25 protein-coding genes and 6 pseudogenes are annotated in these 26,568 nt (G+C 62.5%); 16 read left to right on the top strand and 15 right to left on the bottom strand.

The window, feature by feature from the left end:
• Nucleotides 1-13 precede the first annotated feature (13 nt).
• From A4G99_RS01455 to A4G99_RS01440, 4 genes are all read left to right on the top strand, one after another.
• Entirely contained in the window at nucleotides 14-1,234 is a 1,221-nt protein-coding gene (locus A4G99_RS01455) for a lysylphosphatidylglycerol synthase transmembrane domain-containing protein (RefSeq protein WP_223301554.1), read from the top strand.
• A complete protein-coding gene (locus A4G99_RS01450; protein WP_082837665.1) occupies nucleotides 1,182-1,871 on the top strand; it encodes a glycosyltransferase family 4 protein in 690 nt (229 codons plus the stop codon). Before A4G99_RS01455 ends, A4G99_RS01450 begins: the two co-directional genes overlap by 53 nt.
• A complete protein-coding gene (locus A4G99_RS01445; RefSeq protein ID WP_066138595.1) occupies nucleotides 1,868-2,425 on the top strand; it encodes a glycosyltransferase in 558 nt (185 codons plus the stop codon). Before A4G99_RS01450 ends, A4G99_RS01445 begins: the two co-directional genes overlap by 4 nt.
• 83 nt (nucleotides 2,426-2,508) lie before the next feature.
• Nucleotides 2,509-3,549 carry an SDR family NAD(P)-dependent oxidoreductase gene (locus A4G99_RS01440; RefSeq protein ID WP_082837664.1) on the top strand — a complete coding sequence of 347 codons (1,041 nt, stop codon included), beginning with the start codon at nucleotides 2,509-2,511 and terminating at the stop codon, nucleotides 3,547-3,549.
• Between the two features lie 34 nt (nucleotides 3,550-3,583).
• Here A4G99_RS01440 and A4G99_RS26500 read toward each other — a convergent pair whose 3' ends face one another.
• Nucleotides 3,584-4,651 carry a hypothetical protein gene (locus tag A4G99_RS26500; RefSeq protein ID WP_223301553.1) on the bottom strand — a complete coding sequence of 356 codons (1,068 nt, stop codon included), beginning with the start codon at nucleotides 4,649-4,651 and terminating at the stop codon, nucleotides 3,584-3,586.
• 810 nt (nucleotides 4,652-5,461) lie between these two features.
• On the opposite strand from A4G99_RS26500, the gene A4G99_RS26495 reads away from it, so the two are divergent.
• Together A4G99_RS26495 and A4G99_RS29670 are read left to right on the top strand one after the other, a co-directional pair.
• On the top strand, nucleotides 5,462-5,923 hold the full coding sequence (locus A4G99_RS26495) for a hypothetical protein (RefSeq protein WP_223301552.1): 462 nt from the start codon (nucleotides 5,462-5,464) through the stop codon (nucleotides 5,921-5,923).
• Nucleotides 5,841-6,501 (top strand): annotated as a pseudogene (locus tag A4G99_RS29670) (glycosyltransferase). Before A4G99_RS26495 ends, A4G99_RS29670 begins: the two are co-directional and overlap by 83 nt.
• Before the next feature lie 79 nt (nucleotides 6,502-6,580).
• Here the strand turns inward: A4G99_RS29670 and A4G99_RS01425 are convergent.
• The 5 genes and pseudogenes from A4G99_RS01425 to A4G99_RS01410 form a co-directional block, all read right to left on the bottom strand.
• On the bottom strand, nucleotides 6,581-6,841 hold the full coding sequence (locus tag A4G99_RS01425) for a hypothetical protein (protein ID WP_066138592.1): 261 nt from the start codon (nucleotides 6,839-6,841) through the stop codon (nucleotides 6,581-6,583).
• Nucleotides 6,842-6,935: 94 nt separating this feature from the next.
• Nucleotides 6,936-8,158, bottom strand: a pseudogene (locus A4G99_RS01420) (NAD-dependent epimerase/dehydratase family protein).
• Complete coding sequence (locus tag A4G99_RS25595; RefSeq protein WP_190303658.1) at nucleotides 8,155-8,310, bottom strand: hypothetical protein; 156 nt, start codon at nucleotides 8,308-8,310, stop codon at nucleotides 8,155-8,157. The pseudogene A4G99_RS01420 and the gene A4G99_RS25595 overlap by 4 nt, the downstream one beginning before the upstream one ends.
• Before the next feature lie 197 nt (nucleotides 8,311-8,507).
• Nucleotides 8,508-8,981 (bottom strand): DUF4129 domain-containing protein, encoded by a 474-nt coding sequence (locus A4G99_RS26485; RefSeq protein WP_066138589.1) that lies wholly within the window; start codon nucleotides 8,979-8,981, stop codon nucleotides 8,508-8,510.
• A complete protein-coding gene (locus A4G99_RS01410; RefSeq protein ID WP_066138586.1) occupies nucleotides 8,917-10,692 on the bottom strand; it encodes a hypothetical protein in 1,776 nt (591 codons plus the stop codon). The genes A4G99_RS26485 and A4G99_RS01410 overlap by 65 nt, the downstream gene beginning before the upstream one ends.
• Nucleotides 10,693-11,029: 337 nt before the next feature.
• On the opposite strand from A4G99_RS01410, the gene A4G99_RS26480 reads away from it, so the two are divergent.
• From A4G99_RS26480 to A4G99_RS01395, 5 genes are read left to right on the top strand one after another with little or no spacing between them, the layout of a single operon-like run.
• On the top strand, nucleotides 11,030-11,818 hold the full coding sequence (locus A4G99_RS26480; RefSeq protein ID WP_223301551.1) for a DUF58 domain-containing protein: 789 nt from the start codon (nucleotides 11,030-11,032) through the stop codon (nucleotides 11,816-11,818).
• 1 nt (nucleotide 11,819) lies between these two features.
• A complete protein-coding gene (locus tag A4G99_RS26475; protein WP_223301550.1) occupies nucleotides 11,820-12,470 on the top strand; it encodes a hypothetical protein in 651 nt (216 codons plus the stop codon).
• Nucleotides 12,470-12,790 carry a hypothetical protein gene (locus A4G99_RS01400; protein ID WP_223301549.1) on the top strand — a complete coding sequence of 107 codons (321 nt, stop codon included), beginning with the start codon at nucleotides 12,470-12,472 and terminating at the stop codon, nucleotides 12,788-12,790. Before A4G99_RS26475 ends, A4G99_RS01400 begins: the two co-directional genes overlap by 1 nt.
• Nucleotides 12,787-12,915: a hypothetical protein gene (locus A4G99_RS28390; protein ID WP_255358959.1), complete on the top strand. Its 129-nt coding sequence runs from the start codon at nucleotides 12,787-12,789 to the stop codon at nucleotides 12,913-12,915. The genes A4G99_RS01400 and A4G99_RS28390 overlap by 4 nt, the downstream gene beginning before the upstream one ends.
• Nucleotides 12,912-13,817 carry a hypothetical protein gene (locus A4G99_RS01395; protein ID WP_223301548.1) on the top strand — a complete coding sequence of 302 codons (906 nt, stop codon included), beginning with the start codon at nucleotides 12,912-12,914 and terminating at the stop codon, nucleotides 13,815-13,817. Before A4G99_RS28390 ends, A4G99_RS01395 begins: the two co-directional genes overlap by 4 nt.
• Here A4G99_RS01395 and A4G99_RS01390 read toward each other — a convergent pair.
• Nucleotides 13,781-14,793, bottom strand: a pseudogene (locus tag A4G99_RS01390) (AAA family ATPase). The gene A4G99_RS01395 and the pseudogene A4G99_RS01390 overlap by 37 nt on opposite strands.
• Complete coding sequence (locus A4G99_RS01385; protein ID WP_223301547.1) at nucleotides 14,786-15,736, bottom strand: DUF4350 domain-containing protein; 951 nt, start codon at nucleotides 15,734-15,736, stop codon at nucleotides 14,786-14,788. Before A4G99_RS01385 ends, A4G99_RS01390 begins: the two are co-directional and overlap by 8 nt.
• Between A4G99_RS01385 and A4G99_RS26470 the strand changes: the two genes are divergently transcribed.
• The 3 genes from A4G99_RS26470 (at nucleotide 15,737) to A4G99_RS01375 (ending at nucleotide 18,912) form a co-directional block, all read left to right on the top strand.
• Nucleotides 15,737-16,003, top strand: a complete 267-nt coding sequence (locus A4G99_RS26470; protein ID WP_223301546.1) for a hypothetical protein — start codon at nucleotides 15,737-15,739, stop codon at nucleotides 16,001-16,003. It begins immediately after the preceding gene.
• A gap of 627 nt (nucleotides 16,004-16,630) precedes the next feature.
• Nucleotides 16,631-18,430 (top strand): glutamine--fructose-6-phosphate transaminase (isomerizing), encoded by a 1,800-nt coding sequence (glmS, locus tag A4G99_RS01380; RefSeq protein WP_066138583.1) that lies wholly within the window; start codon nucleotides 16,631-16,633, stop codon nucleotides 18,428-18,430.
• A 173-nt stretch (nucleotides 18,431-18,603) separates the two neighbouring features.
• A complete protein-coding gene (locus tag A4G99_RS01375; protein WP_150123001.1) occupies nucleotides 18,604-18,912 on the top strand; it encodes a hypothetical protein in 309 nt (102 codons plus the stop codon).
• Nucleotides 18,913-18,921: 9 nt separating this feature from the next.
• On the opposite strand, the pseudogene A4G99_RS01370 reads toward A4G99_RS01375, so the two are convergent.
• From A4G99_RS01370 to A4G99_RS28385, 5 genes and pseudogenes are all read right to left on the bottom strand, one after another.
• Nucleotides 18,922-20,116: pseudogene (locus tag A4G99_RS01370) on the bottom strand (MFS transporter).
• Between the two features lie 5 nt (nucleotides 20,117-20,121).
• A complete protein-coding gene (locus A4G99_RS01365) occupies nucleotides 20,122-21,354 on the bottom strand; it encodes an outer membrane lipoprotein carrier protein LolA (RefSeq protein ID WP_223301545.1) in 1,233 nt (410 codons plus the stop codon).
• A 295-nt stretch (nucleotides 21,355-21,649) separates the two neighbouring features.
• Nucleotides 21,650-22,432, bottom strand: coding sequence for an IclR family transcriptional regulator (locus A4G99_RS01360; protein WP_066138577.1), 783 nt, complete (start codon nucleotides 22,430-22,432; stop codon nucleotides 21,650-21,652).
• Nucleotides 22,433-22,510: 78 nt separating this feature from the next.
• Nucleotides 22,511-23,179, bottom strand: a complete 669-nt coding sequence (locus A4G99_RS26465) for a Gfo/Idh/MocA family protein (RefSeq protein WP_255358958.1) — start codon at nucleotides 23,177-23,179, stop codon at nucleotides 22,511-22,513.
• 95 nt (nucleotides 23,180-23,274) lie between these two features.
• Nucleotides 23,275-23,580, bottom strand: a pseudogene (locus A4G99_RS28385) (Gfo/Idh/MocA family oxidoreductase); the annotation flags it as partial.
• Nucleotides 23,581-23,733: 153 nt separating this feature from the next.
• Between A4G99_RS28385 and A4G99_RS01350 the strand changes: the two are divergent.
• Nucleotides 23,734-24,465: a sugar phosphate isomerase/epimerase gene (locus A4G99_RS01350; protein WP_066138574.1), complete on the top strand. Its 732-nt coding sequence runs from the start codon at nucleotides 23,734-23,736 to the stop codon at nucleotides 24,463-24,465.
• Between the two features lie 26 nt (nucleotides 24,466-24,491).
• Here the strand turns inward: A4G99_RS01350 and A4G99_RS01345 are convergent, their stop codons facing one another.
• Nucleotides 24,492-24,950, bottom strand: coding sequence for a universal stress protein (locus A4G99_RS01345; RefSeq protein WP_066138571.1), 459 nt, complete (start codon nucleotides 24,948-24,950; stop codon nucleotides 24,492-24,494).
• Nucleotides 24,951-25,082: 132 nt separating this feature from the next.
• Here A4G99_RS01345 and A4G99_RS01340 point away from each other — a divergent pair.
• Nucleotides 25,083-26,188 (top strand): annotated as a pseudogene (locus A4G99_RS01340) (Gfo/Idh/MocA family protein).
• A 39-nt stretch (nucleotides 26,189-26,227) separates the two neighbouring features.
• On the opposite strand, the gene A4G99_RS01335 reads toward A4G99_RS01340, so the two are convergent.
• Nucleotides 26,228-26,568 (bottom strand): oligopeptide/dipeptide ABC transporter ATP-binding protein (locus A4G99_RS01335; protein WP_342764437.1); only part of this gene is annotated, 341 nt, incomplete at its 5' end.

Genomic DNA, 26,568 nt, shown 5'->3' with positions numbered 1-26,568 from the left:
AGGAACGTGATTCATGAACGAGGAAGAACCCGACGCGAGAGAACTCGACGAGGGAAGACACAGCGACGAGCACCGCGACGAGGAGAGGGATACCGATGAATCCGCCGACGACACGGATTCGCGGTGGAGCGCCGTCGTCACGGTCCTGAAGGTGCTGGTGTCCGTCGGGTCGTTCGGGTACCTGCTGTGGAAGTTCCCCGTCGAACAGGCCTTCGAAACGATGTTCCAGATGAAAGCAATCTATCTCGTGTTGCTCGTCCCGGTCGTCGTGCTCCCCGTCTTCCTCACGTCTCGGTCGTTGCAGTTGCTGTACGAGGAGTACGAGAAGATACGGTTCCTACCGATATTCAAGGTCGATACGGTGGATTTCGTCGTCAACTCGTTTCTGCCGACGCGACTCGGGACGCTCGCCACGACGCCGCTCATCCTGAACAAGTACACAGGAATCAAACTACGGCGGGCGTTCGTCATCAAGGGCGTCCAACTGCAGATGATCGCCGCGATAAACGGCCTCGTCGCACTGGCCGGGTTGTTCCTGCTGGTTCAGTACCTCGAACGCGGACTGGCCCTCGTCTTGCTCGTCAGCGCCGGGGCGTACCTCTCGATTCCCGTCGGCGTGTTCCTGCTGGCGTGGGTCGACCTCCCGTCGTTCATCTCCGACCGCGCGCCGAAACTGTTGTCGTCGGCCGCCGAGATGCAACACGACATCCTTTCGCCGAACAAGGTCAAGTCGGCGGGGTTGCTGTTTCTGTCGTTCGTCGTGCTCTCGGGAATTCGGTTCGGCGTCATCAGCACGAGTCAGGGGTTGGAACTGTCGCCGCTGCTCTACCTGCTCATTCCGACGCTGGTGTACTCCGTCACCGTGCTCCCCATCTCGATCGGCGGCATCGGAATCACGGAGGTGACAGGGACGACGGTACTCGTGGCGTTGGGAGTTCCACCCGGGGTGGCCGCGAGCGTCGTCGTCCACGAACAGGATTTTCGCCGCCTACTTGCCGCTCGTGCTCCTCTACGTCTACGCGAATTACGTTATCCACTCGGACGTGAGCGTCTAATCCAACGGAAACGAGCGTGTACCGACGCCCTAGCGTTTTGTACCGAACCGTCGTCGTCCGTGGTATGGTTCAGTGGGGGGAGGACGGCGGTAGTGAAATCGACGGCGATAGTGACGGCGGAAACGAATTCGTGCTCGTCAATCCGGCGAAGACGCCGCGGCCGGAGACGAAGATGCTGACCCAGCAGTTGGCCGACGACGCAACCGGGTCTCCGTCGTCATCCCGAAGGAAGCCGAGGACAGGATGGAGACGGTGGACGACGCGGACTACGTGTTCTACGACGCGTGGTTCGTTCCTGGCGTCCGGTATCCGATCCCGTTGCCGTCGTTTTTCACCCAACTGTTCTCGCTGATCGGCCGGGCCGACGTGGCGTTCGTGACCAGCTACATCTACCTGCCGTGTCTCGTCACGACACTCTTCGCCGCCCTGCTCCGCACTCCCTGTATCGTCAGCGTGGACGTGCTCGTCGGTGTTCGCTGGTCGTACGGACAGTCCGTCGTCGATTCCATCGCGGCGATATACACCCACACCGTCGGACGGTGTACGTTCGCACTCAGCGACCACCTCGTCGTCCCGGGCGAGTACATGCGAACGGGACTGACGCGGTTCGCACCGGCCGAAAAGATCACCGTGATTCCGAACGGCATCGACGTGGACCATTTCACGGCCACCGAGGATGCGGCCGACGGCCGCGAGCGGAAGCGAGCGAGCGTGGGCGAACGGGAGGATGCGGGCAGGCGAGCAGGCGTGAACGAACAGGATGCGGATGGGCGAGCGAACAGGGGTGGGAACGTGGACGCAACCGAACGAAGGTGAGTGGACGAACGCACGCGGACGAACGGGTAAACCTGCTGTTCGTCGGACGGTTGGCCCCCGTGAAAAACATCCCGCTGCTCCTTCGAAGCGTGAAGCGATTACGGGACGAGACGGGTACCGACTACGACCTCACCATCGTCGGTGGCGGCGAGGAGCGCGAACGATACGAGACGCTGGCGGAGGAGTTGGAGTTGAGCGACGTCGTCCGATTCGAGGGCTTTCGGTCGAACGTCCGGGAGTACTACCGCGAGGCCGACGTGCTCGTGCTCACGTCGGTTTCGGAGGGGTTTCCGACGGTATTGATGGAAGCACAGGCCTGTGGACTGCCCGTCGTCACCACCGATGTCGGCGGCGCACGCGAAATCGTCGCCGCCGGAAGCGTCGTCTCGCGGGACGAACCGGGTGAAGTCGCCGAAGCGATCACGTCCGTCGTCACCAGCGATTCCGAGGAACTTCGATCGACGGCGAGACGACACGTCGAACAGCAGTACTCGCAGACGGAATTGTATGTTCGATACAGAGACATATTTCAAGAACAGATCGGTAGTAATTAGATAAATCGGAGCCTGAACGCGGTCTCGGGCATGGGCACAACCGATAAGTTAGTGTGAGTGGTTTGACAATCGGGAGAGAAAATATGACAACACTGAGTAGCAAGCGAGTGCTCATTACCGGTGGGTGTGGTTCGATCGGTTCGGCACTGGTTCGACGGGTGTTGCAGGATGGCCCGGAACTGGTTCGTGTCATCGACAACGACGAGGGACGACTCCACTGGATGGAGACGAAACTCGGACGTCAGTATCCACGCCAACTGAAAACGTCGTACAAGGACGTGCGTGAGTTCCACGAGATGGTGGAAGCGATGGACGGTATCGACGTCGTCTTTCACACCGCGGCGCTCAAACACGTCGGAATCGTGGAACGGGACCCGTTTCAGGCGGTCAAGACGAACGTAGAGGGAACCGAGAACGTGGTTCACGCCGCGATGGAAACGGATGTGGAAGCCGTCATCGCCGTCAGTACGGACAAGGCATCGAACCCCGTCTCGGCGATGGGCGCGACGAAGTTGCTCTCCGAACGACTGACCGTCGCAGCGAACGAGAACAGTCGAGACACCCGATTCGGCTGTGTCCGGTTCGGAAACGTGCTCGGGACACGTGGCTCGGTGGTCCCGGTGTTCATCGAACAGATTCGGGCGGGCGGACCGATCACCGTCACCGACGCCGAAATGACGCGGTTCGTCATGCGACCGGAGGACGCGGCCGAGTTCGTCGTGGAAACCTACGGAGCGACCGACGGCGGCGAAGTCGCCGTCCGCAAGATGCCCGCGTTCAAACTGGGGACGTTGGCAGATGCGCTTCGGGAGAAGTACGCGACCCAATTCGGTCATCGACCGGAGGAAATCCCGACGAGAATCGTCGGTTCCGGGCCGACCGAGCGCTACCACGAGAAACTCGTCTCGGAGGACGAGGTGAAACACGCGGTCGAGGAGGACACCCGCTTCGTCCTCTACCCGAACGAGGGATCGATGCCCGACGATGACGCGGGACGTTCGCTCGCGGGCGAGTACACGTCCGAGGACGCGCGAGAGCTCTCGAAAACGGAACTGCTGGCGATGCTCGACGGGATGGATGGAAAGCTACAGACGGTCGGAGCACCCGTGGAACGTCGGTCGTAAGTATCGACGGCGTATTTCTATCCGAGACGCCCGTTCAATCGTAGATGACGACGCCGCCGTTCGCATACACGCGGTCGCGGTGGCGGTCCAACCCGACCTCGGGATCGTACGTGAGCGACCACCTGCCTTTCATCTTGCCGTACAGTCGATACACGCGAGCCTTCTCACGGTAGGCGACGTAGTCCCTGTCGGGAAACGCCGTGTCGTTCATCAAGTTCTCGTCCGCGGCCACGTACACCCGTTGGTCGCCCGGATTTCGTAGGTTCACGGTCTCCTGTGCGTAGTACTGATCGGTGGCGATTTGTGCGGGGACGTGCGAACTGAAGCGCTTCGCGGCGACCTCCTCGGCCGTGAGATACTGTCGGTCGCTCTGCGGACTGTCGGGGACGACCAGCGGCGAAACGAGCTGTGACATCAGCAACAACACGAGGACGGCGGCCGCGAGCGTTCGTCGTCGCCGCCCGGTTGCGTATCGCGTGAGGAGGGTTATCGAGACGAGGACGCACAACAACAGTTCCACGTAGAAGTACATCCGTGACGGGTTCACTGCGGAGACGCTCACGGAACCGACTCCGGTGAGTACGATACAGACCGCGATACCGGCCAGCAGCGTCCACTCGTCGTCCGACTCCGCTTTGCGGGCCAGCAGGAGCCAAGCGATTCCGGCGAGGGGAACCAACGACAGCCCGTACGCCCGACGAAGCAGGAAGTACAGCGGCCCGGCCGCGACCGGTCTCGCCGCCTTCGGAACGGCGTGAACCGTCGTCACGGACGCGACTTGGAGTGCCAACAACAGTCGGCCGATGACGCCCGTGATGAAGTCCGTGATGACGGTGAGTTGGACGAGGACGAGCACGCCCGAGAGGAGCGTGAGGACGAACAGGGTCGAGGGCGTCGTCGCCCGACGAACCGGCCGGTCCCGCCAATCACCCGATTTGAGCAGGATGAGCGCGCCGCTGCCGACGACCGCTCCGAAGACGAGGAGCGTCGTGATCTTGTGCGTGTACACCAGCGTGACGGCGAAGAGGAACGCCAGCGCGAGGTCGCGTCCGCGCTTGTGCTGGAGATACTGCCCGAGGACGTAGAGGAACGGGAGCCACAACCCGACGGCGAGCGTCTGTGCCAGTGATCACGGCGTACATGACGGAAGTCGCACCGACCGTGACCAACAGCGCTGCGTAGATTCCGGCGCGGTCGGTCCACAGTCGGCGCGCGATGACGTAGGCGAGGAGCGGGAAGAAAATCCCGAAGACGTAGGCGTACACGTCCAAAATTCGGAGGTCCCCCACGCCCAGTATCTTCCCGGTCAGCGCACCCGACAGCAGAAACGTGGGCGCTTTCCCGTAGAACTGAAAGTCGAGCCCTGCAACCCGCCCCGTCTCCATCAGGGAGACCATGACCGTGGCGAACTTGTCTGGGTCCATCCCGAGGTAGCTACTGGGAAACGAAACGATGGAGGCGCGGTAGTACACGCCCAGAGCAACTATCGCCGCGAGAAGGGGCCGGATCGCCGGGAACGACGGCCGTGACGGGGCCCAAACCGCGTACGCGGCCAACGACAGAACGACGATTCCGACACCGGCTTGGAGGTACGGTGACAGTCGGCCGCCGAAATACGACACGAGCGTCGCCGACCAACAGCACCCAGCACGCGACGATGACGACGACTTTGAGCACGTCTCCTGGGTGACGGGCAACGGCGGAACGAGGATTCATCGACAGTCCGTTCAGTACGCGACGGAGACACTTACGAATCTATCGGCCCGCACGGGGAATTCGTGTGGGTTCGAGACGTGTTCGGATCGGAAAAATTCGGCACGACACGCACCCACCGCAAGCATTTTCGATTCATCCGGACAGTGAAACTTTCAGCGAACCTATTTGACTATCGATACGCCGATTAGGGAGACAGATGAAGATCGGACTGCTGAATCCGACGGTGCTGGTCAGACCGGACCCGCAACTGCTCGCGCCGCGGTTGGCGGCGGCGGGACACGACGTGGTGTTCTACCATCCGGAGAAGGGTCGCGGAAACCCGCCCGAGGGACCAAACATCACGGTGAAATACTATCCGGCGCGGTTCGTCCCGGAACTGCGCTACACCCTTCCGACGCCGGGATTCTATCGCCTGCTGAAGGAGGATATTCCAGACGCTGGACGAACTCGTCATCGGCGATTATCTCTACCCGGTCTGTTCGGTTGGCGCGCTTCTTGGCCGTCGATTCGGCGTCGATACCACCGTCGTCGTGAGCAACCTCGTCGGCGTCAAGTGGTTCTACGGAAATTGGTTCGTGGACTGGGTGGCGAAACTGTACACCCATTCGGTCGGGCGACTGACGTTCGCGGCCGCGGATCACGTCGTCGGACAGGGTGAGTACGTCCGCGACGGACTGGTTCGGTTCGCGTCCGAGGGAAAGACGTCGGTCATCCCGACGGGAATCGACCTCGATCACTATTCGCCGGACGCGACGGAACCGGCCGATTTCGACCGCGAGGATGTCGTCGAACTCGTCTACGTCGGTCGCCTCGACCCGGTGAAAGGCGTCGATAACCTGCTGGAAGCCGTGGCCGAACTGGACGCGAGGGAGGGGCGAACCTACCACCTCACGCTCGTCGGCGACGGCACGAAACGAGGCGACTACGAGCGGTTCGTCGCGGAACGGGGAATCGCGGGGAACGTCACGTTCGCGGGCTACCAGGACGACGTGCGTCCGTTCCTGATCGCGGCGGACGTGTTCGTCCTCGCGGTCGGCGGAGGGACCACCGGCGGTGATACGGGAGGCACAAGCGTGCGAGACGCCGGTCGTGAGCACCGACGTGGGCGGCGTCTCGGATCTGGTTCGCGGCGTCGGGTCGTTCGGCCGAACGACCCGACCGCACTCGCGGACGGTATCGAATCGTTGGCCGGGACCGACCTCGCCGAGCGGGGACGAATCGCTCGGGAGTACATGATCGACGGGTTCGATATCGAGTCGATGATGGCGGGGTACACGGCGATTCTCGACGGGGATCACTGATAGCCGAACGAACGTTAAAACGCGTTCAGAACGTGCACGGCGACGACGTACCCGAACGCCACCAGTCCCGCGAGCAGTATCCAGCGAAGTCGTAACTGCCACCGCGGCCGGACGTGTGCGGGTGACGTGAGTTCCAGCAACATCAACAGGCCGACGAACGAGACGAGGAAAAACGTCTCGACCGCGAGTAGCCCGAGAATCGACAGACAGGCCGCCGCGATGAGCATCAATCCGAGTTGCCCGTAGATGAACTGCCGTCGATGGTCGAGCGTCATCGGGACGACACTCGACGGTGGCACGTACAACTCTGTCGGCTCTCGTGGGCAATCAGGGAAACGATAAAAACGGTAATCCAGTCCAAACGGTAATTCAGTCCGACTCGGCCGAGACCGAGTCCGATTCGGCGTTCGCTTCCGTCGTCCCGTCACCCAACAGCACGTCGGGGACGAAGCGGTCCTCGTGCGATTCGATCCGGTCGCTGTGGCGAGCGAGCGTCCCCAGCACGTCCCGAACTCCCTCCTCGAACGTCTGTCGCTGGTCGCCAATGAGACTCATATAGCGGTCGTTTTCGATCTCCATCGCGTGCGTTTCGTCCTCCTCGCGCGGGTTTTCGAAGTGTTCGACGGACGTATCGAAGTCGAACTCCGCGGCGACCGAATCGATGGTTTCGGCGATTTCCACGATGCTGATGGCTCGCGTCACTTGGTTGTACACCGCGAAATCGTCGCCCCGGTCGGCAGGGTCGGCGAGCGCGAGGCGCGCGAGTCCCTCCACGGTGTCTTCGAGGCTGGCGAACGGTTTCCGTTGCTCGCCCTTCCCGTACACCGTCAGCGGGTAGCCCGCGGCCGCTTGTGCACAGAAGCGGTGGACGACGGTGCCGAAGTAGTAGTCGAAGTCGAACCGCGTCTTCAACGCGTCTGACGCCTTCGTCTCCTCGGTTTCGGTGCCGTAGATGATGGCCGTCCGAACGTCGCTGATCGGAACCCCGAACTGCTTGTGCGCAAGCCGCAGGTTGGCCGCGTCGTGCGATTTGGTCAGGTGGTACCAACTCCCCGCCATCGCCGGGAACGGAACGTCGTCGCGCTCCCCCTCGTTCTCCATCGTCGCGCCCCCCTCCGGAATCGGGAAGTCGGGCGCGCCGTAGACGCCGGTCGTCGTCGTCTCGATGAAGTGGGTGTCGGTCATCCCGTGTTCTTTCAACCCCCACAGGAGGTTTCGCGTCGATTGCAGGTTGTTGTGCTGCGTGTAGTTCGCCCGGTCGCCGTTGATCTGCGAGTAGGGTGCGGATGGCTGTGCGGCCGCGTGGACGACCGTCTCGGGTTCGTGGATGGACAGGAGTTCGTCCACGAACGAACGGTCCACGAGGTCGCCACGGACGAACGAGAGGTTCGTGATCCCCAACTGGTCGCTCGCGGCGGCCACGCGCTCCTCCGGGGTCGCGATCGGAACCGCGCTCTGGCTACCGATCTCTTCGACCAACGACGCCGCCCGCAGTTGTCGACGCTGATGACGCGCTCGTCAGTTCGGTCGGCGATTCGGAGCGCCGTCGGCCACCCGATGTAGCCGTCGCCTCCGGTGACGAGAATCGTCATCGCTCGACTCCCTTCTCGGTCTCGTCCGTCTCTTCGTTTGCTTCCGCGTCCGCCTCCGCCCGGCGGTCACTCAGATGCTCCCAGATCTCGGTACACCCGATGCCGTCCCCGATGTCACTGAGATGGTCAACGTAATCGTTCGAGTCTCTCATCAGAATGTCAGTCCACTATTCCTTTTGACTTCAACATTTCGGGCGTAATGGATCCGGAAACGTCGAAATGGAACAGTACGAAGCGCAGAAATTCGTTTCTCGATATCGATCGTCACGCAATCGAGGTATACTCGACCGGGGCGTCCTTGCGACCGTGCTAGGTACGGGGCCGATACCGGTCGTAGTTCGTCGAACCGTCAGTCCCCTGTTCGTCCATCGTTCTGCGTCCCCCCTTCGTCATCGTCGGTATCCGTTTCGTCATCGTCGGTATCCTCGTCGTGCTCGCGCGGAACGACATCGCCAACGTCGTCGAGCAGCCCCGAAACGGAGTTCGCCGAAGCCGTTTCCGAGGCGAAGACGACACGCTCGTAGTACGCAGTCAGGTCGTCCAGTACTCGATATTCGCGGTCGGAAACGGTCGCCCTCGCCTCCCGTCGGAACTCGCGCGGCGTCGCCGACGGGTCGAGGTCGTACCGACGAAGGAGGGACGTCCGAACCGTTGCGTACCCCATCTCGACCGCCGGTTCGTGTTCGCCGGACGCGAGGCGCGACCGTGCGGCGTCGAGTTCGTCCTGTACGGTTCGTTCGTCATCCGTATCCGTCTCGTCACCCACGTCCGCCTCGTCCGTCCCGTCCCGGTCCTCCGCTTCGGGAACCGATTCCTCCGTCATCGTCTCTGCCACCGTCGCCCATCCATCGCTCCCGGACCAGAACGGTTCCGAACAGGAGGACGAGCGTCAGCAGCGCCGCTCCCACCCACGGCAGTGAGACCCAGTCGAGCAACCCGGCCGAACTCGACGTTCCTTCGATTCGGGCACTCGCCCGTGCCCCGTCGAGGTTCGACGCGTTCGCGTTGAACACCGCGACGACGGTGGCGTCGTCGTCTCGTTTCACCGACGACGGGAGACGCATCGTCGTCTCGTAACTGCCGTTCGGTTTCGTCTTCGTGTGCGCGACGCGGTTGCCGTTCACCCGGAGCGCAACCACGCGACCCTTCCCCGCCGTGCTGTTGTTGGCATGCAGTCGGCCGTGAACCGCGACGCGACTGCCGTTTCGCGTCGCGTGAACCGACAGCGACGTGTTCGTCCGCTCGACGAACACGCTCCGGGACGCGTTCGAACTCGACAGCGCCCGATGTGAGAGCGCGACCGTCGCCTGGAGTCGCTGTTTCCCGGACGGAACCGCCGACGGAAGCCGTGTCTGGAATTTGAATCTCCCGCCGGGTCCCGTGGTGGCGGTGCCGATTCGCCGGTTGCCGATACTGACGACGACCGGGACGTTCCCCGCCGTCCTGTCGCCCGCACCGACGACGCCCGAGACGGTCACCGACTGTCCGAATCCCGTCCGATTCGGGATGCGTCGCAGTCGTACCCGCGAATCGACCTGCCGTATCTCGGCGTTCACGGTGTCGGTCGCGCCGAGATACGAGGACTGGTTCAACGGTCGGTACTCGACCGGAATCTTCGTCGTGTCGAGCGGAATCATCGTCGGACGATACGTTGCGCGGAACCGTCCGGCGTCGTTCGTTCGGGTGTGGATCGTTCGGTTTCCGACGTCGAGCGTGACGTTCCGGTTCGAGACGGCACTCCCGTTTTCGGTCGTCAGCACGCCGGTCAGCGTCATCGGGTCGAGAAACGAGACCGTCTTCGATGCCGCGTGGACGTCCAGTTTCGTCCGCTCGAACACCGTCTCCTCGACGTGTTCCTGTGTCCGACTGACGTTACGGGAGATAGCCGTCACCTGCCGCGACGACCGATTCAGATCGACCGGTGTCGTCCGCGAGACGTTCCGATACGTCGATTTCAGCGACACGCTGGACTGATTCGTCCGTTCGGCCAACTGATTGAGTTTGCGCGCGCGCTGTCGCGCACGCTTGGTGTTGCCGTTCTTTCGTGCTTTCCGATACTGACGGTAGGTCTTCCGATACTCCCGAACCGCGCCGATGAATTCGCGTTGGCTCTTCGCCCCGCGCCGGAACTGGTCGGTATCGTTTTCGCTCCCGTTCGAGCGCGTCGATTGCTGAACCTCGACATACTGTCCGAGTTGCTTCGAGAACCGGTCGCCGACGATGCCGCGTGCCTTCTCGTACTGCCCCCGCTTGACCCGAACCATGCTCCCGCCCAATCGCCGCGCCAGACGCGCTCTGAGCCACCGTTTTACCGCCTCGGAGTTCCCCTTCTGTCGAACCCGCTTCGGGTTTTCGTGGCGCGGAACGGTGACGTTCGTCGAGTTCGCGTTCGCATTCGAACTGTTCGCGGCGGAAACGGTAGAACCGCCGCGCTGTTCGGACTGGGCCGTGGTCGGTCCCGTGCCGACCACGGCCGACGCCACGAGGAGTGTGGCGACTAGCACGACGAACAGCGTGTTTCTCGAACTGGTCATGGAATATCGAGCGGTTTGCGGCGGCAGCGGCCAATTACCGCGACGGCTCGGCCAACGAACGGCGGCAATTCGGCCAACCAGCGGCGACGGTTCGACGGCGGGGACCGAGCCATCCGACCGCTACACTGGACGCGGAGTAAGCCGGATCGGGAGTTAAAACCGACCGACCGTTGAGCGAAGTACGGTCGAACTATCCCGTCGCGGGGTCAGTCGGACGAAGCCGTCAACTGGCGATTCCCGCCGGAAGCGGGGCAGGCTACCACCACCCGATCGAAACGGGGGATTACCGCCGAAACGATCCCTTCCTGTTAACTGCCATCGTCGGCTTTTCCCACCGATGCATGCGACTCGTCGTCACTGGGCCGTCGTCACCTTCGGACTCTCCTTTTCGGCGTTGGCGATACTTCTCGACCGACCGGCGCTCGTCTTCGGGACGGTCGGCGTCGCGTGCTGGTTGCTGTATCAGTACGCCACGTTCACCTCGGAACTCCGGCGAGTCGTGACGGAAACGTCCGTCTCACAGTCGATATCGCGCGCTCGACTCCCCACGGGAAGCGCGCTGACGGTAACGCTGGCCGTCGAGCGGCCGCATTCCTCGACGCTCGACCTGACGGTCGAATCACGGCCGCCGCTCTCGGGGCGTGGAACGACGGCGGCGAATCGAACCGTCGTCCTCGATGCGGACGAGAACAGCGGAAAAACGACGTACTCCGTCGAGTTCCCGACGGCCGGATCCGTCGCGTTCGAGAAGCCGAAACTCACCATCGACGACCGACTCGGGTTGTTCACCGCCCGCTGTGAGAACGGCGACGAACCGAGCGTTACCGTCACCCAGCGAACCCCGGACGACGTTCACGTCGGGCGAGGCGGACAGCGAGCACAGACGCGGTACGGCAGTCAGTTCGCGAAACGAAACACCAGCGGACTGCCGACGGTCGAGATTCGCGAGTACACGACCGGCGACAGCCTCCGCCGCGTCGATTGGAACGCGACGGCGCGGTTCGACTACCCGCACGTCCGCGAGTACGAGAACGACCGCCGACCGCCGACTCGCGGTCTTCATCGACTGTCGCCCGTCGGTCGGAAACGGACGGGAGGGGGAGACCCAGTTCGCGTACCTCCGTGAAGTGGCGCTCACGCTCGTCTCGGAAGCCAGCGAGCGCTCCGACGCGATGGCGCTGTACGCTGTCGGGCGCGACGGCGTGACCGTCCGGCACCCGTTCCGCTCGACGCCGACACACTACGCTTCGATCCGTGAGACGCTGTATTCGCTGTCGGTGGAGGAAAACGGCGAATTCACCCACCCGAACGCCGGATTCGTCTCATCGGCGAGGCGAAACCGGCGCGCGAACCTCCAAACGGACGATTCACGGTTCGCGGCGCGAATCCGGCCGTTCCTCTCGAATCCGGCGAGCGCGGGGGCGACCGCAAGTGTGGCAGCGGCCGACCCGCTGGACGCCGCGGTTCGAACTCGACTCGACCGCCATACGGAAAACGTTCACGTCGCCCTGCTCACGTCGGACGCCCATCGGTCCGAGGTGGAAAACTGCGTTCGTTACGCGAGCGGCCACACCGCCGGAACACGGGCATTTCTCGCGCCGCACGCGTTGTTCGATCCGAAAGGGCTCGCGGAGATAGACGAGACGTACGGGAAGTACGTCTCGTTCGAGCGATTCCGGCGGAAGATAGGGGCATATCCGCGCGTTTCGGCGTTCGAGGTCGGTCCGGGGGACCGTATCGAAACCGTCCTCTCCTCCGAACGGGAGGTGCGCGTCTGATGCTCGAATCCACGGTCAGAACGCCGTTGGGCGGCGTCGGTGTCGTCGTGACGGCGGGTGCGCTGGTGTTCGCCCAGCGGGGACTCGGATTGCTCGCCGGTCTCACGCTGTTCGCTCTCTGGGCATTCCTCCCCGCAGTGTACGCGTTCGACGCGGACAGGCCGCCGTCGTCGCCCTCTTTCCGCCACACGCGCTCGGGTGGACGGCTCTCGTCGCCGAGTTCGGATTGGCGGTCGTTCTGCTGTCGCCGTCGATACAGGCGTCGAGGAGTCGGGAACGACTGGCGGTCGTGTCGCTCGTGGCGTGCTGTCTCGCCTTGACGTGGCTCGGACTGCTCGAATTCGGGATGCTCGTGGTCGTCGCAGTGCTCGTGTTCGTGACGGGCGCGATAGCGATGATCGCAACCCAGTACGGGCGTGGTGTCGTCGGAGGTGCGTTCCGATGAGCGAGACGTCACGACGCACGGAATCCGAACCGAAGGAGTCCGACCCTTCGTCCGAAACGGACGACCGGTTTCGACTGAAAGCCGAAGTAGAAATCCTCCGCGAGGAGAACGAAAACCTGCGTCACGAGTACGCACGCGTCCGCCACGTCAGAAACCGAAACGCGGCGCTCGGTCTCGCCGCCGTCGGTCTCGTCGCCCTCGGTGGCGCGGCACTCCTGCCGTCAGTGCGGACGGTCCTACTCGTGCTCGGCGCAACGGGGCTGTTTACCGCGACGCTGGTCTACTCGCTGGAGCCGACGCGAGTGCTCCCCGTGAGCGCCAGCGAAGCCGTCTACGACGCGTTGGCCGAAAACGAATCGGCGCTCGCGTCCGAACTCGGTATGAAATCCAGCCGGTACGTTCCGACGGACGCCTCGGGAACGCCATCGGTCGTGTTGTTCGTCACGGCGAACGATGACGGCCCGTCGCTCCCGGATTCCTCCTCGCTCCTCGTGATTTCGAACGGGACGGACGGCCACGGCGTCGCGCTCTCCCCGACGGGGATGTCGCTCCTCGATTCGGTTCGGGAATCGATGCCCGACGGGTTCGGCGAGACGCCGGAGGACCTCGCCGGGAGTCTGTCGGACGCGGCCGAAGCCCTCGACGTCGTGGAAGCGGCATCGGCCACGGTCGTCGCCGACGAAAATCGCCTGACCGTCGGCGTGTCGGACTACGCGTACGGTTCCCTCGACCGATTCGACCATCCGGTCGTCTCCGTGTTCGCGGTCGGACTGGCGGCCGCGATGGACGAACCGGTTCGCGTCGAGAGCATCGAACCGTCCGACCGCGCCGACCGCGGTCATCGACTATCGGTGGGGCGAATAGGTCACTCGAAGTCGTCTTTGTCCTCGTCCTCGCGGTGACCGCCGTCGGCCGTCGCCGCGAATTCGTCCGTCGTACTGCCGGGTGGATTCGTCGCGGTTTCGATGGCCACGAGCACGTCCTCCACGGTCGTGTCGCTCAGCGCCGCATCGGCGTCGAGCACGAGTCGGTGGACGAGTACCGGACGGAGGTGGAACTTCACGTCGTCGGGAACCACGTAGGAACGACCGTGAATCGCCGCCCGCGCCTTCGCGGTCTGAAGGAACGCGATGGAGGCACGGGGCGAGCCACCGTATTCGACCGCCTCGTGGGCGCGAACCGCCTCCACCAGTCGCTGGATGTACTCCTTTATCTCGGGTGCGACGTGGACCGTCGTGACCTGCTGGCGCGCCTCGTCGATGGCGTCGGTCGTCACGACCTGTTCGACGTCGTCCGGACCCAGGTTCGGGTTCACGTCGATCCTATCGAGCAGTTCGCGCTCTTCGGCCCCGGACGGGAGTTCGACCACGATTTTCTGCTGGAAACGGTCGCGCTGGGCTTCCGGCAGTTGATAGGTCCCCTCCATGTCGATTGGGTTCTGCGTGGCGATGACCATGAACGGGTCGGGCAGCGAGAGCGTCTCCCCGTTGATGCTCACGTTGTCCTCCTCCATCGCTTCGAGGAAGGCGCTTTGGGTCTTCGGCGTCGCGCGATTGATCTCGTCGGCGACGACGAGGTTGGCGAAGATGGATCCCTCCTGAAGCGTGAACTCGCCGGTGTTCTCGCGGTAGACGTGTGTCCCGGTGATGTCGGCCGGGAGCAGATCGGGAGTCATCTGAATTCGGTTGTGCGAGAGGCCGTCGCGCCTGCAAAGAGGTTCGCGACCGTCGTCTTTGCGATACCGGGGACACCTTCGAGCAGGACGTGTCCGTCGGTCAACAGCGAAATCGTGAGATGCTCCACGAGGGTTTCCTTGCCGATGAGCACGCGGGCGATTTCAGTCCGGATGGACTCGTACAGGGCTTCGGCGTCAGTCATCGGCGTCACCTCCCTCCCGCGCGGCTTGGATATCGGCGACGAGGCGCTCGATGCGTTCGTGGGACCACGAGGGGTACCGTTTCTCGATGGCGACGACGAGTTCGTCGGTGTCGAGGGTCGGATGTGTGGGTTCCTCGGAGTCCACGCCGAATCGTTCGGACAGTCGGCGAACGGCGGGCGAAACCGTCTCAGGGTGACGGATTCCGAGTGCCACGAGCACGAGCACGCCGACGAGCGCGAGTTGGGCGGCGAGCGAGCGGCGGACGACGATGAGCGCGAGCGCGAACGGCGGCGGTCCCTCGACGTGCGTGTAATCGAAGACGGCGCGGTCGTGTGCGGCGATGAGGCCGCGAACGAACCGCTCGTTTCCGGGACGGGATAGCATCGAGTTGATGGCCACGCTCGGGTCGCCGACGACGACGACGCGACCCTTGCTGACGTTTTCGGCGGTCACCACGGGATAGCTGTCGAGGCTTTCGTCCGAGTCGAGCGTACCGTTGTCGTTGGAATCCCGATAGGCGAAGTCCGAGGTGGAGACGAGCGGGGTCGCTCCGTGCGGTCTGACGGCGGTTCCGTAGTTGAGGGTCAGTCGATGGACGTTCCGCGTGAGCGGACCGTTCGAGACGTTGGTTGCGATTGGCATGGCTGGTGAGTGGTAGTTGTGGCGTTCGTCACGGAGGACGTTTCCGTCGAATCGAGCGCGCGCGCCGAGCGACGCGAGGAGCGCGTTGCTCGTGTTCGTACGGTCGTCCATCACGACGACGGTGCCGCCGCGATGCACGAAGTTCCGTAGGGACGCGCTCGATTTCGACGAACGGGGTGCGACGACGAACACCACCGTCCGGTTCGCAGGGAGCGTGCGGTACGTCGCCGAATCGAGCACGACATTCGGACCGCCGCCCGCATCGGTTATCCACCCTCTGAGGGTGGAGGTACCGTCCACGTGGGATTGTACGCACCGAAATCGGTCGTCGATGTGACGCTGCCGACGGCAATCGTGACGAGGACGAGCGTCGCCAGGGCGAGGACGAGAACGGTCGGCGAACGAAATGGCGCTGACCGCGTCACCGTCGTCCTCGGTTCGCCGACGCTGTTCGATTTTACCCCGGTCGGGCACAGTGGCTCCCCCCGCGTCCCACGAACGAGTGCAACGCTCCGGTCATCACTGGGCATGCGACGATGTTCGTTACAAATCTATCGGCTGTCGTGACGGGTCAACGGATGATGAATTCGCTCCGTCCGGTCCCGGTCTGACTCTTGTCTTGGTAGAATATTCTCGGGTTAGTATAGATTTATAGGAATAGTAGAGTAGTACACCACTACCATAAATGGAGACATTTAAACTAGTTGTAAGTGATGATTTCCATCCAGTAACTTATTTTCAAAGACATGATAACGGTTCGAACTGGATCAGTTTGATACCGAATAATGTCGATAGGAGCGGTCTACTTCGATTCCGTGAGTTTTTCCTGATCCAACAGGGGCACTCACAGCACCAACCGGCCGCTTACTCATCCGTCGATAGCGTGTCTGTCATCGTCACTAGTTGTTGTTGGAGTACCTGAGATTCTTTTGGAATACTAGCAAAAAATCTGGATTAGCACCCAGTAAGATCCTAAATAACAAATATAGGTGGTATCATAGCAGATGCGTGAGAATTATGTCAGCGCTATTGATCGAAAGCGGGGTCGTAACCCATGGCAGTACTCGAAATGGGGAGCGTAGAAAACGAAGCAAAAACGTGTGGGGGACCAAGAGAACGGCACGCGGAACGACCAACTGCTCCGAGAGTTCTGGAGCGACCAACTGCTCCGGGAGCACCGGAGAATAATTTCTCATGTGTGGTATCATCGGGTGTACGGGCGGAACGGATCTCGTTCCGACACTGCTGAACGGGTTGGCGAAGTTGGAATATCGTGGTTACGATTCGGCAGGGGTGGCCGTCAGCAACTCCCGGATTCACGTTCTCAAGCGTGAAGGGGAACTGGACGAACTGGTCGGAGCGGTTCGAGACGAAGAAAACATCGGTGGGACCGTTGGAATCGGCCATACCCGCTGGAGCACGCACGGCAAGCCGTCGGACGAGAACGCACATCCGCATACGGACTGTGAGAACAGGGTTGCGGTCGTCCACAACGGCATCATCGAAAACAATCATTCCCTGCGCGACGAACTGCACGGGTTGGGCCACGAATTCGAGAGCGAGACTGACACTGAAGTCATTCCGCACCTCATCGGCAACTATCTCGATAGAGGGGCGACACCGAAGGAGGCGTTTCGACTCGCGGTCGAAAAACTGGAGGGGAGCTACGCCATCGCAGCGGTGTTCGAGTCGTGTGACGAAGTGATGGCGACGCGGAAGGATTCGTCGCTCGTCCTCGGCGTCGGCGACGGGGTGTACATCGCGAGCGACGTGACCGCGCTGGTCGAGCGAACCGACACCGTCGTTCATCTCCACGACGGAGAGTTCGCCTATCTCTCGGAGGACGGATACACCATCGTCGATAGAAGCGGAACCCCACAGTCGAAGACGGGGACGACGATCGAGTGGGACGCGGAAGCGATGGCCAAAGGTAACCACGACCACTACATGATAAAAGAGATTTACGAACAGTCGAGCGCGCTCCGCGAGTGTCTGCGTGACCGATTCGCCGGGGAGTTCGTCTCGCTAGACGCTGCCGCCGATTACCGATCCGTGGATTCCGTCCACCTCGTCGCCTGTGGAACCAGCTATCACGCGGCGCTCTACGGCGCGAACCTGTTGTGCGAGCGTGGGATTCCGGCACAGACCTTTCTGGCGAGCGAGTACGCGATGTCCCCGCCACCGATTCGGGACGGAACGCTCGTCGTCGGCGTCACCCAGAGCGGCGAGACGGCGGACACCCTCTCGGCGCTTCGGGTCGCCAACGAACGCGATGCGCACACGCTGGCGCTGACGAACGTCATCGGGAGCACCGCGACACGGGAATGCGACGATGCGCTGTACATCCGGTCGGGGCCCGAAATCAGCGTCGCTGCGACCAAGACGTTCGCGAGCCAACTCGTTACACTCGTACTGTTCGTCCTTCAGCTATCGGCGGACGAGTCGTCGCGCGACGAAACGCGACGACTCGTTTCGGCGCTGACCGAATTGCCCGAACGAGTACAAACAGTACTCGATACGAGCAACGCCGAGGCGGTTGCGCGTCGGTTCGTGGACAGTTCCGGCAACTTCTTCATCGGGCGAGGGATGCAGTACCCCGTCGCGTTGGAAGGCGCGCTCAAGATGAAGGAGATAACCTACGAACACGCGGAAGGGTTCGCGGCGGGTGAACTCAAACACGGTCCGCTCGCGCTGGTGACGGAGGAAACGCCGGTGTTCGTCTCGATCGTCGGGGACGACGAAATCGCCCGGAAAACCGTCTCGAACGCGGAGGAGGTAAAGGCGCGCGATGCGCCACTCGTCGTCGTCACCGATGGCCAATCGTCCGTCGAGGAGGTCGCCGACGAGATACTGTCCGTCCCGACGACGAATCCGACGCTCGCGCCGATACTCGTCAACGTCCAGTATCAACTACTCGCGTATCACACGGCACGACTCCTCGGCCGCGATATCGACAAACCGCGAAACCTCGCAAAGAGCGTCACGGTCGAGTAGCGGGCGATTCCTTCTCGACTGCCAGTCGTCCCATGAGCGACGTCGTGGCTGTTGACGCGCACAATAGTTATGCCTTCGTGGTAGAATAGTTATACGAAATGGGCGAAAGTAATCGTAAAATCGTCGCGTTCGGGCTATTGTCCGCACTGTCGAGCATTACGGTTGGCGTATCGATGGTAGGGGTTGGTTTCGCTGCGGTCGAACGATGGTGGGTCGGTATCGTCGCGGTGTTCGTCACGTTCGTCCTGACGTTCGCAGCGGACAGAAGCCGCGCCGGTCTCCGGGCGTTGGTGGCCATCGGACTCCTCGCGATGGCGCTCATCGTGACTCGAACGATTCCCATCGCCGTTCTCCCGTTCGTGATGATCGGAATGGGTGCCGGAACGGGGGTCAATCGGTTCCTATTCGGTGTCGTGCGACCGGTGCCGTCGCTCCGCCGACAGCGCGAGGAAGCCCCGGCACCCGACTGGTACCCGTTCTGAAGCACCTTTTCAATCGGAAACCACCGCTCGTTCGGTTCGCGTGCTCCGGAGCAACAGCCATCCGAGGCCGATGCCCAACGCGGCGATACCGCAGACGAGGAGCGTTTCCCCGTAGTCGAAGACGGCCGAAAGACCGACACAGAGCGGCGGGCCGACGGTCGTCCCGAGTCGGAGAACGGTGGTCCGGACGCTCATGATACTGCCGCGGAACTCGTCCGGCGCGAGTTCGTTGAGCGCCGTGTCGGTGATGGGTTCGGCGAGGCCCTGTCCGAGGCCGAACAGCAGTAGCGCCACGGCGACGACCGCGAGCGAGTCGGTGAGGGCGAGGAGGACGAGGCCGACGCCGTAACTCGTGAACCCGAGCGCGATGGATTGGAAACTGGAGAGCCACCCCAACAGCCGGTCCCCCTGCATCGCCGTGGTCCCCATCGCCACCGCCGGGAGGCCGAGCAGTAACCCGATTCCGCCCGACGAGAGTCCGTACGAGCCGTCGAGGATGAACGGAACGACGGTGAGTTGGGCACCGTACAGGAGCACGAAGATGCCGAAGATGGCGACGTACAGCACGGCGAACGGACGCATGGAGGTCGGCCCGGTGACGAACTCTCGAATCGTCCCGCCGGAGTTCGCGTCGTGACGGGGCGGTTCTTCGAGGAACGCGAGGCCGAACGGCGCGACGACGACCCCGAGCAGGAAACAGAGGAACGGAGCCGTCCACGAGAGCGTCGCGAGCGCCCCGCCGAGGAGCGGGTACCCCGCTGCACCGACCGCGAGGATTGCGGCGTTCATCCCGATGAGCGTGCGTCGTTTCTCCCCGGCGAAGCAGTCGCCGATGAGCGTGACCGTCATGGTCGCTATCGCGCTGCTGGCCGCGCCCTGTATCGCGCGGAGGAGGAGGATAGCGGTGAAGTGGCCCTTGAACAGGACGACCGCGGACCCGCTCAGGCCGAAGACGATGAGCGAGAGGGAGGATACGTTTGCGACCGATTCGGTCGGCGAGCAGTCCGATCGGAACCGTGAGAACGACGCCGGGAAGCGTGAACGCGGAGAGCAACAGACTCGCTTGCGTTTCGGAGATACCCCACGCTTCCTGGACCGCGGGGAGGGCGGGACTTATCAGGGAGACACCCATGACGGCGACGAGCGTACTGGCGAAGATGACGGCCGTCATCGGGGAGTCTCGAATAGCTTGGAGGCGTTTCATTCTTGCTAGCGAAGCGTTCGAGACGAACCGCGGAGAGCGTTTCGATACGAAAGTCGATTCGGGAAGTCGATTCGGAAATCACGAGCGCACTCTCGGACTTCACGAAGCCAGTGAAAAAATCGAGCCGTCGTAACCGCGGCGGCTATCGGGTAGTTAGCAGTAGAGCGATTCCGCGAAGTCGACGAGTTCCTCCTCGGAGAGCACGACCCGACGACCGAGTAGCCGTGTTCCCCGTCGGACCACTGGACGACTCCTCGGTCGCCGACGCTGGAGTAGCTTCCGTCGTGCCCGGCAATCGAGACGGCCTCGTCGCCGTCAACCGTGCGGGTCGCGGGCGTCTGGGAGACGGTCAACGTATCCGAACCGTTCGTGTACTCCAGGGACACGGAGCCGTTTCCGTTCGAGGTCGTCACCGTCACGTTTTCGAGCGAGTAGCCGTCGGGGACCGACGACGGTTCACGGATGGTGTAGTCCACCGCTTTCTGTGCCGCATCGACCGACGAGTACGTCGTGGTCTGCGGGAGGGTGACGTCGATGACGTGTGCGTCCTCCGGCGGCGTGAACGTGAACCGGTCGTCCGGAATCGACGCGTTGTACGTCAGGTTGGAGTACGTCATCGTCGTCGTCGTGGACTCGTTGCCAACGTTCGTCGTGATGCGCTCTTTGACCGGGAACCAGTTCTTCTGGTCGAGCCACACCGTCGCGTTACCCATCATATTCTGCATCGATTCGTTTTTCGGCTGGAGCGAGACGACGTACGTCTCGTGGCCGGAGACCGTCGCGGTTCCCTGGTAGTTCGCCTCGAACCCGTCCGAAATCCCCTGGAGGGCTTTGCTCATGTTTTGGATGAGTCCGGCGTTCTCGCCGTCGAGACGCAGGTGTCGTGCGGTGTTCGTGGTGTCGTTGTACATCCACAGGTCCGAACCGTTCGAGACCATCACGGTTCCGGCCTGCGGACCGTCCGTGTACTCGTAGCGGACGTCGTTCGGCGTTCGCTGCCAGATGTCGGCTTCGACGGTCTGATTCCCGTCCGGCCCGTCCGTCGTGATCGTGACCGTCCCGGAGACGCTATCGACGGTCGTGTTGTTGCCGAGGGCGTGCTGTTCGATCGTCGCTTCCGATGGTGTCGTATCCTCCTTTGCAGAGACTTGGTTCCCAACGCTGGCGTAGCTGCCGAACGAGACGGCAACGACGAGGGTGAGGAGACCAACTGCAAGCAGGGACTTTCGTGCAACCATGCGCCCTTATGTTATCAGTGTTCTATAAAGAAAATTTTTGAATAATGTTGAGAAATGAGTGTCAGTAACACGGTTCGACGATGGGTAAAAACGCGGAAGTCGTTCCAATCCGCGGCGATGGTTCTCCAATTTGGATAAACTAGAGACTCATAATCAATGGTCCTCAGCGAAAGCACATAAACCATTCCGTGATCACGTCGTGTTACCATAGTCTCCCTCACGGAGGGACGAGTATCCGCGAAAAAGAAACGTGTTCGATTTTGACGTGAATGTGGATGCCGGAGACGAGCAGCGACTACTCCATCCAATCGAGATACGCCGTGTTGACTTCGATGACGCCAGCTACGTTTCGGATCTCCTGTGGAATCTCCCTGCGGAACGTGTCGTCGTCGATACGCTCGACGGGACCGCTCACGCTGATCGCGCCGAGGAGTTCGTCCGTTTCCGTCACGAGCGCGGTGGCGACGCATCGGACGCCCTCGAACTGCTCCTCGTCGTCGAAGGCGATGCCGCGCGACCGAATGTCGTCGAGTTCCGCGCGAAGCGACGACTCCTCGACGATGGTCCCGTCGGTGTATCGGTGCAACGCTCCCCAGTCGAGAACCTCGTCGATTCTCGTTCCGTCCATCGCCGCGAGCATCGCCTTTCCGGCCGCCGTGCTGTGAAGGTCCTCCTGCGTTCCGAGATGAGTGTTGATGTCCGCGCGGTCGTGGCGGGTGGACTGATACAGCGTGATCCCGTACCCGTGTCGCTCGACCACGAGTCGAGCGGTTTCGCCGGTCGTCTTCGCGAGCCTGTCGACGCTCTCCTTGCCGATTTGGAAGACCGTCTCGCGCTCCCGTACCGCACCACCGTACGTGAGCGGACGAAGTCCGAGTTGGTACTCGCCGTCCGCCCGCTCCACGAAATCGTGTTCGAGAAGCGTCGCAAGATAGTGGTGCACCGTTCCCTTCGAGAGTCCGACTTCGTCGGCGAGGGCCGTCACACCCATCCGCTCGTGTTCGTCCAGCGCGTCCAACACCCGAAACGCGTTGCCGACCGATTTGATGGTCTTGCTCCCGTTCCCGTCTCGTGCCATGGGCCGACGTGGGTCGCGAAACCATAAGAATCTGCCCCAATCGTTTGATGTTATCAAAACCCCTTCGTCGCCTCGGGTTTATCGGTCGTTGTCGGCGTAGATTCTGTTTACGAGACGCTGGACGGCGAGCGCCTGCTCGACGGTGTTGGTGGTCGGCGGTTCGTCGTGTGCGACGGCGTCGATGAACGCCCGTATCTGCTCGCGATACGGGTCGTTGTGGTTCGCGGTGACGGACGTATCGAGGTAGTGGTCCACGCCGCCGCTCCGGGTCTCGAAGAATTTGAGCATCTGGGAGACGTCCGCGTCGGTGTCCCGAATGTCCGTGATGTCCAACAGCGCACCGGCCTCGGTCCCGTGAATCCGGTAGGAGTGGACCGAATCGGCGTTGACCGCCCACGCGGTTTCCATCGTCGCCGTTCGCCCGCCGTCGAACTCCAGAAACGCCGACGCCGAATCCTCGACGTCGAACATGTTCGCATCGTCGTCCTCTCCCCACATCTTGAGGTAGGCGTAGGAGTCCCGGTTCCCGAAATCGCATCGCGTCGCGGATTTCACGTCGACGATGTCCGGTTCGTCGAGGAAGTAAAACAGCAGGTCCATCACGTGGATTCCGATGTCGATGAGCGCACCGCCGCCCGCGAGTTCCTTCGACGTGTACCACGACCCCGGCCGGGGACGCCACGGCGACGCATGTACGCCGCCTGAACGTGTGTGATTTCGCCGAAAAATCCCCTCTCGATGTACCATTTGAGGATCTTACAGACGTTCAGAAACCGGCTCTGGAAGCCGACCATGCAGGTTTGTCCCGTCTCCTCGGCGGTTGCCGCGATACGTTCCGCGCTCTTCAGGGTATGGGCGAGCGGCTTTTCCGTGAACACGTCGATCCCCCGCTCCATCGCCGTCGTCGCCACGGGTTCGTGGAACTTGTTCGGCGTCGTGATGACGATCGCGTCCAAATCCTCCTCGAACAGTTCCGTGGGACTCTCGAAATGAGCGCCGTCGAACCGGCGCTCGAACCGACGTCGCGCCTCCGAACTCGTGTCGGAACCGTACACCCGCTGGTCGAAATCGACGAGGGTCTGGGCGCGGTTCAGACCGTGCGTCCCGAGGCCGACCACCCCGATATCGAGCGTGATGTCGTTGCGCATGCTCGTGGCTCCGCAGGCGACGGTATTCAGCTTTGGCTTACCCCGGTCGAAAAGTAGGCGGACGTCACACGACGAGTGATGCCCCCGATGCCGTTTCGAACTGAGGTTCCGCGAAAGTAACCGTTTTTACCCTCCTCTTCGTCGGGTACGAACATGGCCCGACCAGCCGTGCAGTTGTACTCGTTACGAGCAGTCGATGAACCGCTCCCCGAACTGATCACCAGCGCCGGAGACGCCGGATTCGAGGGCGTCGAATACGCGAACCGGATCGGCGACGCCGACACCGACGCCGTCGTGGACGCCCTCGACGGTGCGGGAATGGAATCGGTCGCCGCACACGTCGGTATCGAGGAACTGGAGGACGACCTCGAAGGGACGGTCGAATTCTACGATTCGCTCGATTGTGACCGACTCGTCGTTCCGTGGCTCGACCCCGAACATTTCGAGAGCGAGGACGCCATCGACGCGTCCGCGGATCGACTCACGTCGCTCGCGGACCGAGTCGCCGACCACGGCGTCGAACTGGGGTACCACAACCACGACCACGAGTTCGAGGAGGTCAACGGCCGTCCGGCGTTCGAACGGTTCGCCGAATCGTCCGGGGACTCGCTCGCGCTCGAAGTGGACCTCGGTTGGGCGTCGGCAGCGGGTGTCGACCCGACCGGCTTCCTCGAACGATGGGGCGACCGGATTCCGCTCGTGCACGTCTCGGACGCCGACGAGTCGCGGTCGCCGACGGAAGTCGGTGACGGGGTTCTCGACGTGGACGCCTGTGCGAGGGCGGTCGACGAAGCGGGCGTCGAGTGGGCGATTTACGAACACGACGAACCCGAGGACGCGATGGCGTCGCTCACCCACGGCGGCGACGTGCTGCAAAAGTTCTGACCGAGACCGTTCTGTTTTCGGACCGACTATCCCATCGTGAGCGTCACGTAGCCGTCGAAGTTGAGGACGACCTGCTGGGCGAAGTCGCCGAACAGCGCCTTTCCGGTCGGAGACCGGGATTTCCCGACGACGAAGGCGTGGTCGCAATCGTACTTCTCCCCGGCTTCGATGACGCGGGTTCCACGCTCCTTGTCATCGACGACGGCGATGACGGTACTGAAATCGACGTCCATACCGTCGAGAACTTCGGACGCGAACTCGGTGGCTTCGTTCGCCGCCGCCTCCGTCACGGCCCCGGTATCGTAGTTCACGTTCTCGACTTCCCCGACGGATTCGAGCGTTTCGACGTCGGCTTCGTACTCCGACTCGTCCAGAAACGCCAGAACGACCAGTTCGGCGTCGCTCGCGGCGGCGTACGTTCCCGCTTCGCGGAGGAGGTCCCTGTGCGTGTCCGTCGTATCGATGGCTACTACACCACGTTCCATACCAGCGATAGACGAATGGAAGTACATAAAACGAGAGGATAGTTGCGACTCTTAGCCCGGAAAATCGGGCAACCGACGCCGCATCAGGGGGAAATCACTATGACACTGCTCTGTGTTACGCTAGATGTTTCAATGAGTGAATACACTGTCGCTATCATCGGAACCGGACCGGACCCGGCCAATCCAACGGTCAAAGGATTCGCCATGGGCTATCGACACGCCGAAGCGTACCGAAACGACGACGACTGCCGCCTCGTCGGCTGTGCCGACATCGTCCCGGAGAACGCCGCCGCCTTCGCCGAGACGTTCGATATCCCGGAGGACGGCGTGTTCGAGGAGTACGAGGAGATGGTGGAAGCCGTGGAACCGGACATCGTCAGCATCACCGTCCCGCCAGCGATACACGAGGACATCGTCGTCGGGTGTGCCAAACGCGGCGTCGAGGCGATTCACTGCGAGAAGCCCATGGCGACCGAATGGGCCGACGCACAGCGAATGGTACAGGAGTGTTATCGGCGGGACGTCCAACTCACGTTCAACCGACAGCGCCGCTTCGGACGACCGTTCACGGAGGCGAAACGACTGCTCGACGACGGCGAAATCGGCGAGCTTCAGCGCGTCGAAATCGGCTGGGGCGACTTCTACGACACCGGCGCACACACGGTAGACCTCGCCGGGATGTTCAACGGCGACCGGTCGGCCGAATGGGTCATCGCAGGGCTCGACTACCGGGACGAGGACGTTCGGTTCGGCGTCCACCAGGAGAACCAGATGTGGGCACAGTGGCGCTACACGAACGGCGTCTACGGCCTCGCGTCCACGGAACCCGAATCGGAGTTCGTCGGCGCGGCGCTCCTCCTCCGCGGAAGCGACGGCGTCATCAGGATCGACGCCGCCGACGGCCCGATGCTCGAACTCGAACACGACGCACCCGAGCCGAAATCGACGTCGATGGCGAGACGATGCACGCCACGGGCAAGGAGGAAGGACGGTACGGGTCGAAGTTCCACGACCGCGCAGTCGCGGAAATCATCGACTCGCTCGAAACGGGACGGGAACCCACCATCAGCGGCCGAATCGGGCTCAACACCGCGGAGGTCCTGTTCGCGGGCTACGAGTCGGTCCGGAGTCGCGGTCGGGTGGACCTGCCGCTCGAAATCGACGACAACCCGCTCTCGTCGCTGGTCGAGTCGGGTGCGCTCACGCCGAAACCGCCGGTCGACGAAGACGGCGCGTAAAACAAAATCGGGCTTTTTTCGACGGCGAGGGGAACAGCGTTAGTCCGACTCGACGCCTTCGCTCGTCGATTCCAATCCGGAGTCGGCATCCGAATCGTCATTTTCCATTTCTTCGATTGGCGGACTGTTCCAGTACTCGTGGTGCTCCTCGACGCGGAAACAGGCACAGACCGACGCGTCGCCGACGTCCATCGGTTCTGGCGTCTCACGCGTGCACACCTCACGCGCCTCGGGACACCGCGTGTGGAACCGACACCCGCTCGGCGGGTTCACCGGGTCCGGAATGTCGATTTTCCGCATCGGGAAGTCGCCCGTCACCGACATGTCCATGCCCAAATCCGGCGTCGCCCAGCGCAGCACCGAGGTGTACGGGTGGTTCG

Source organism: Haladaptatus sp. R4 (assembly GCF_001625445.1).
GTDB lineage: Archaea > Halobacteriota > Halobacteria > Halobacteriales > Haladaptataceae > Haladaptatus.
Note: the sequence above shows the minus strand (reverse complement) of the source record. Positions and strands in the feature narration are given on the sequence as shown.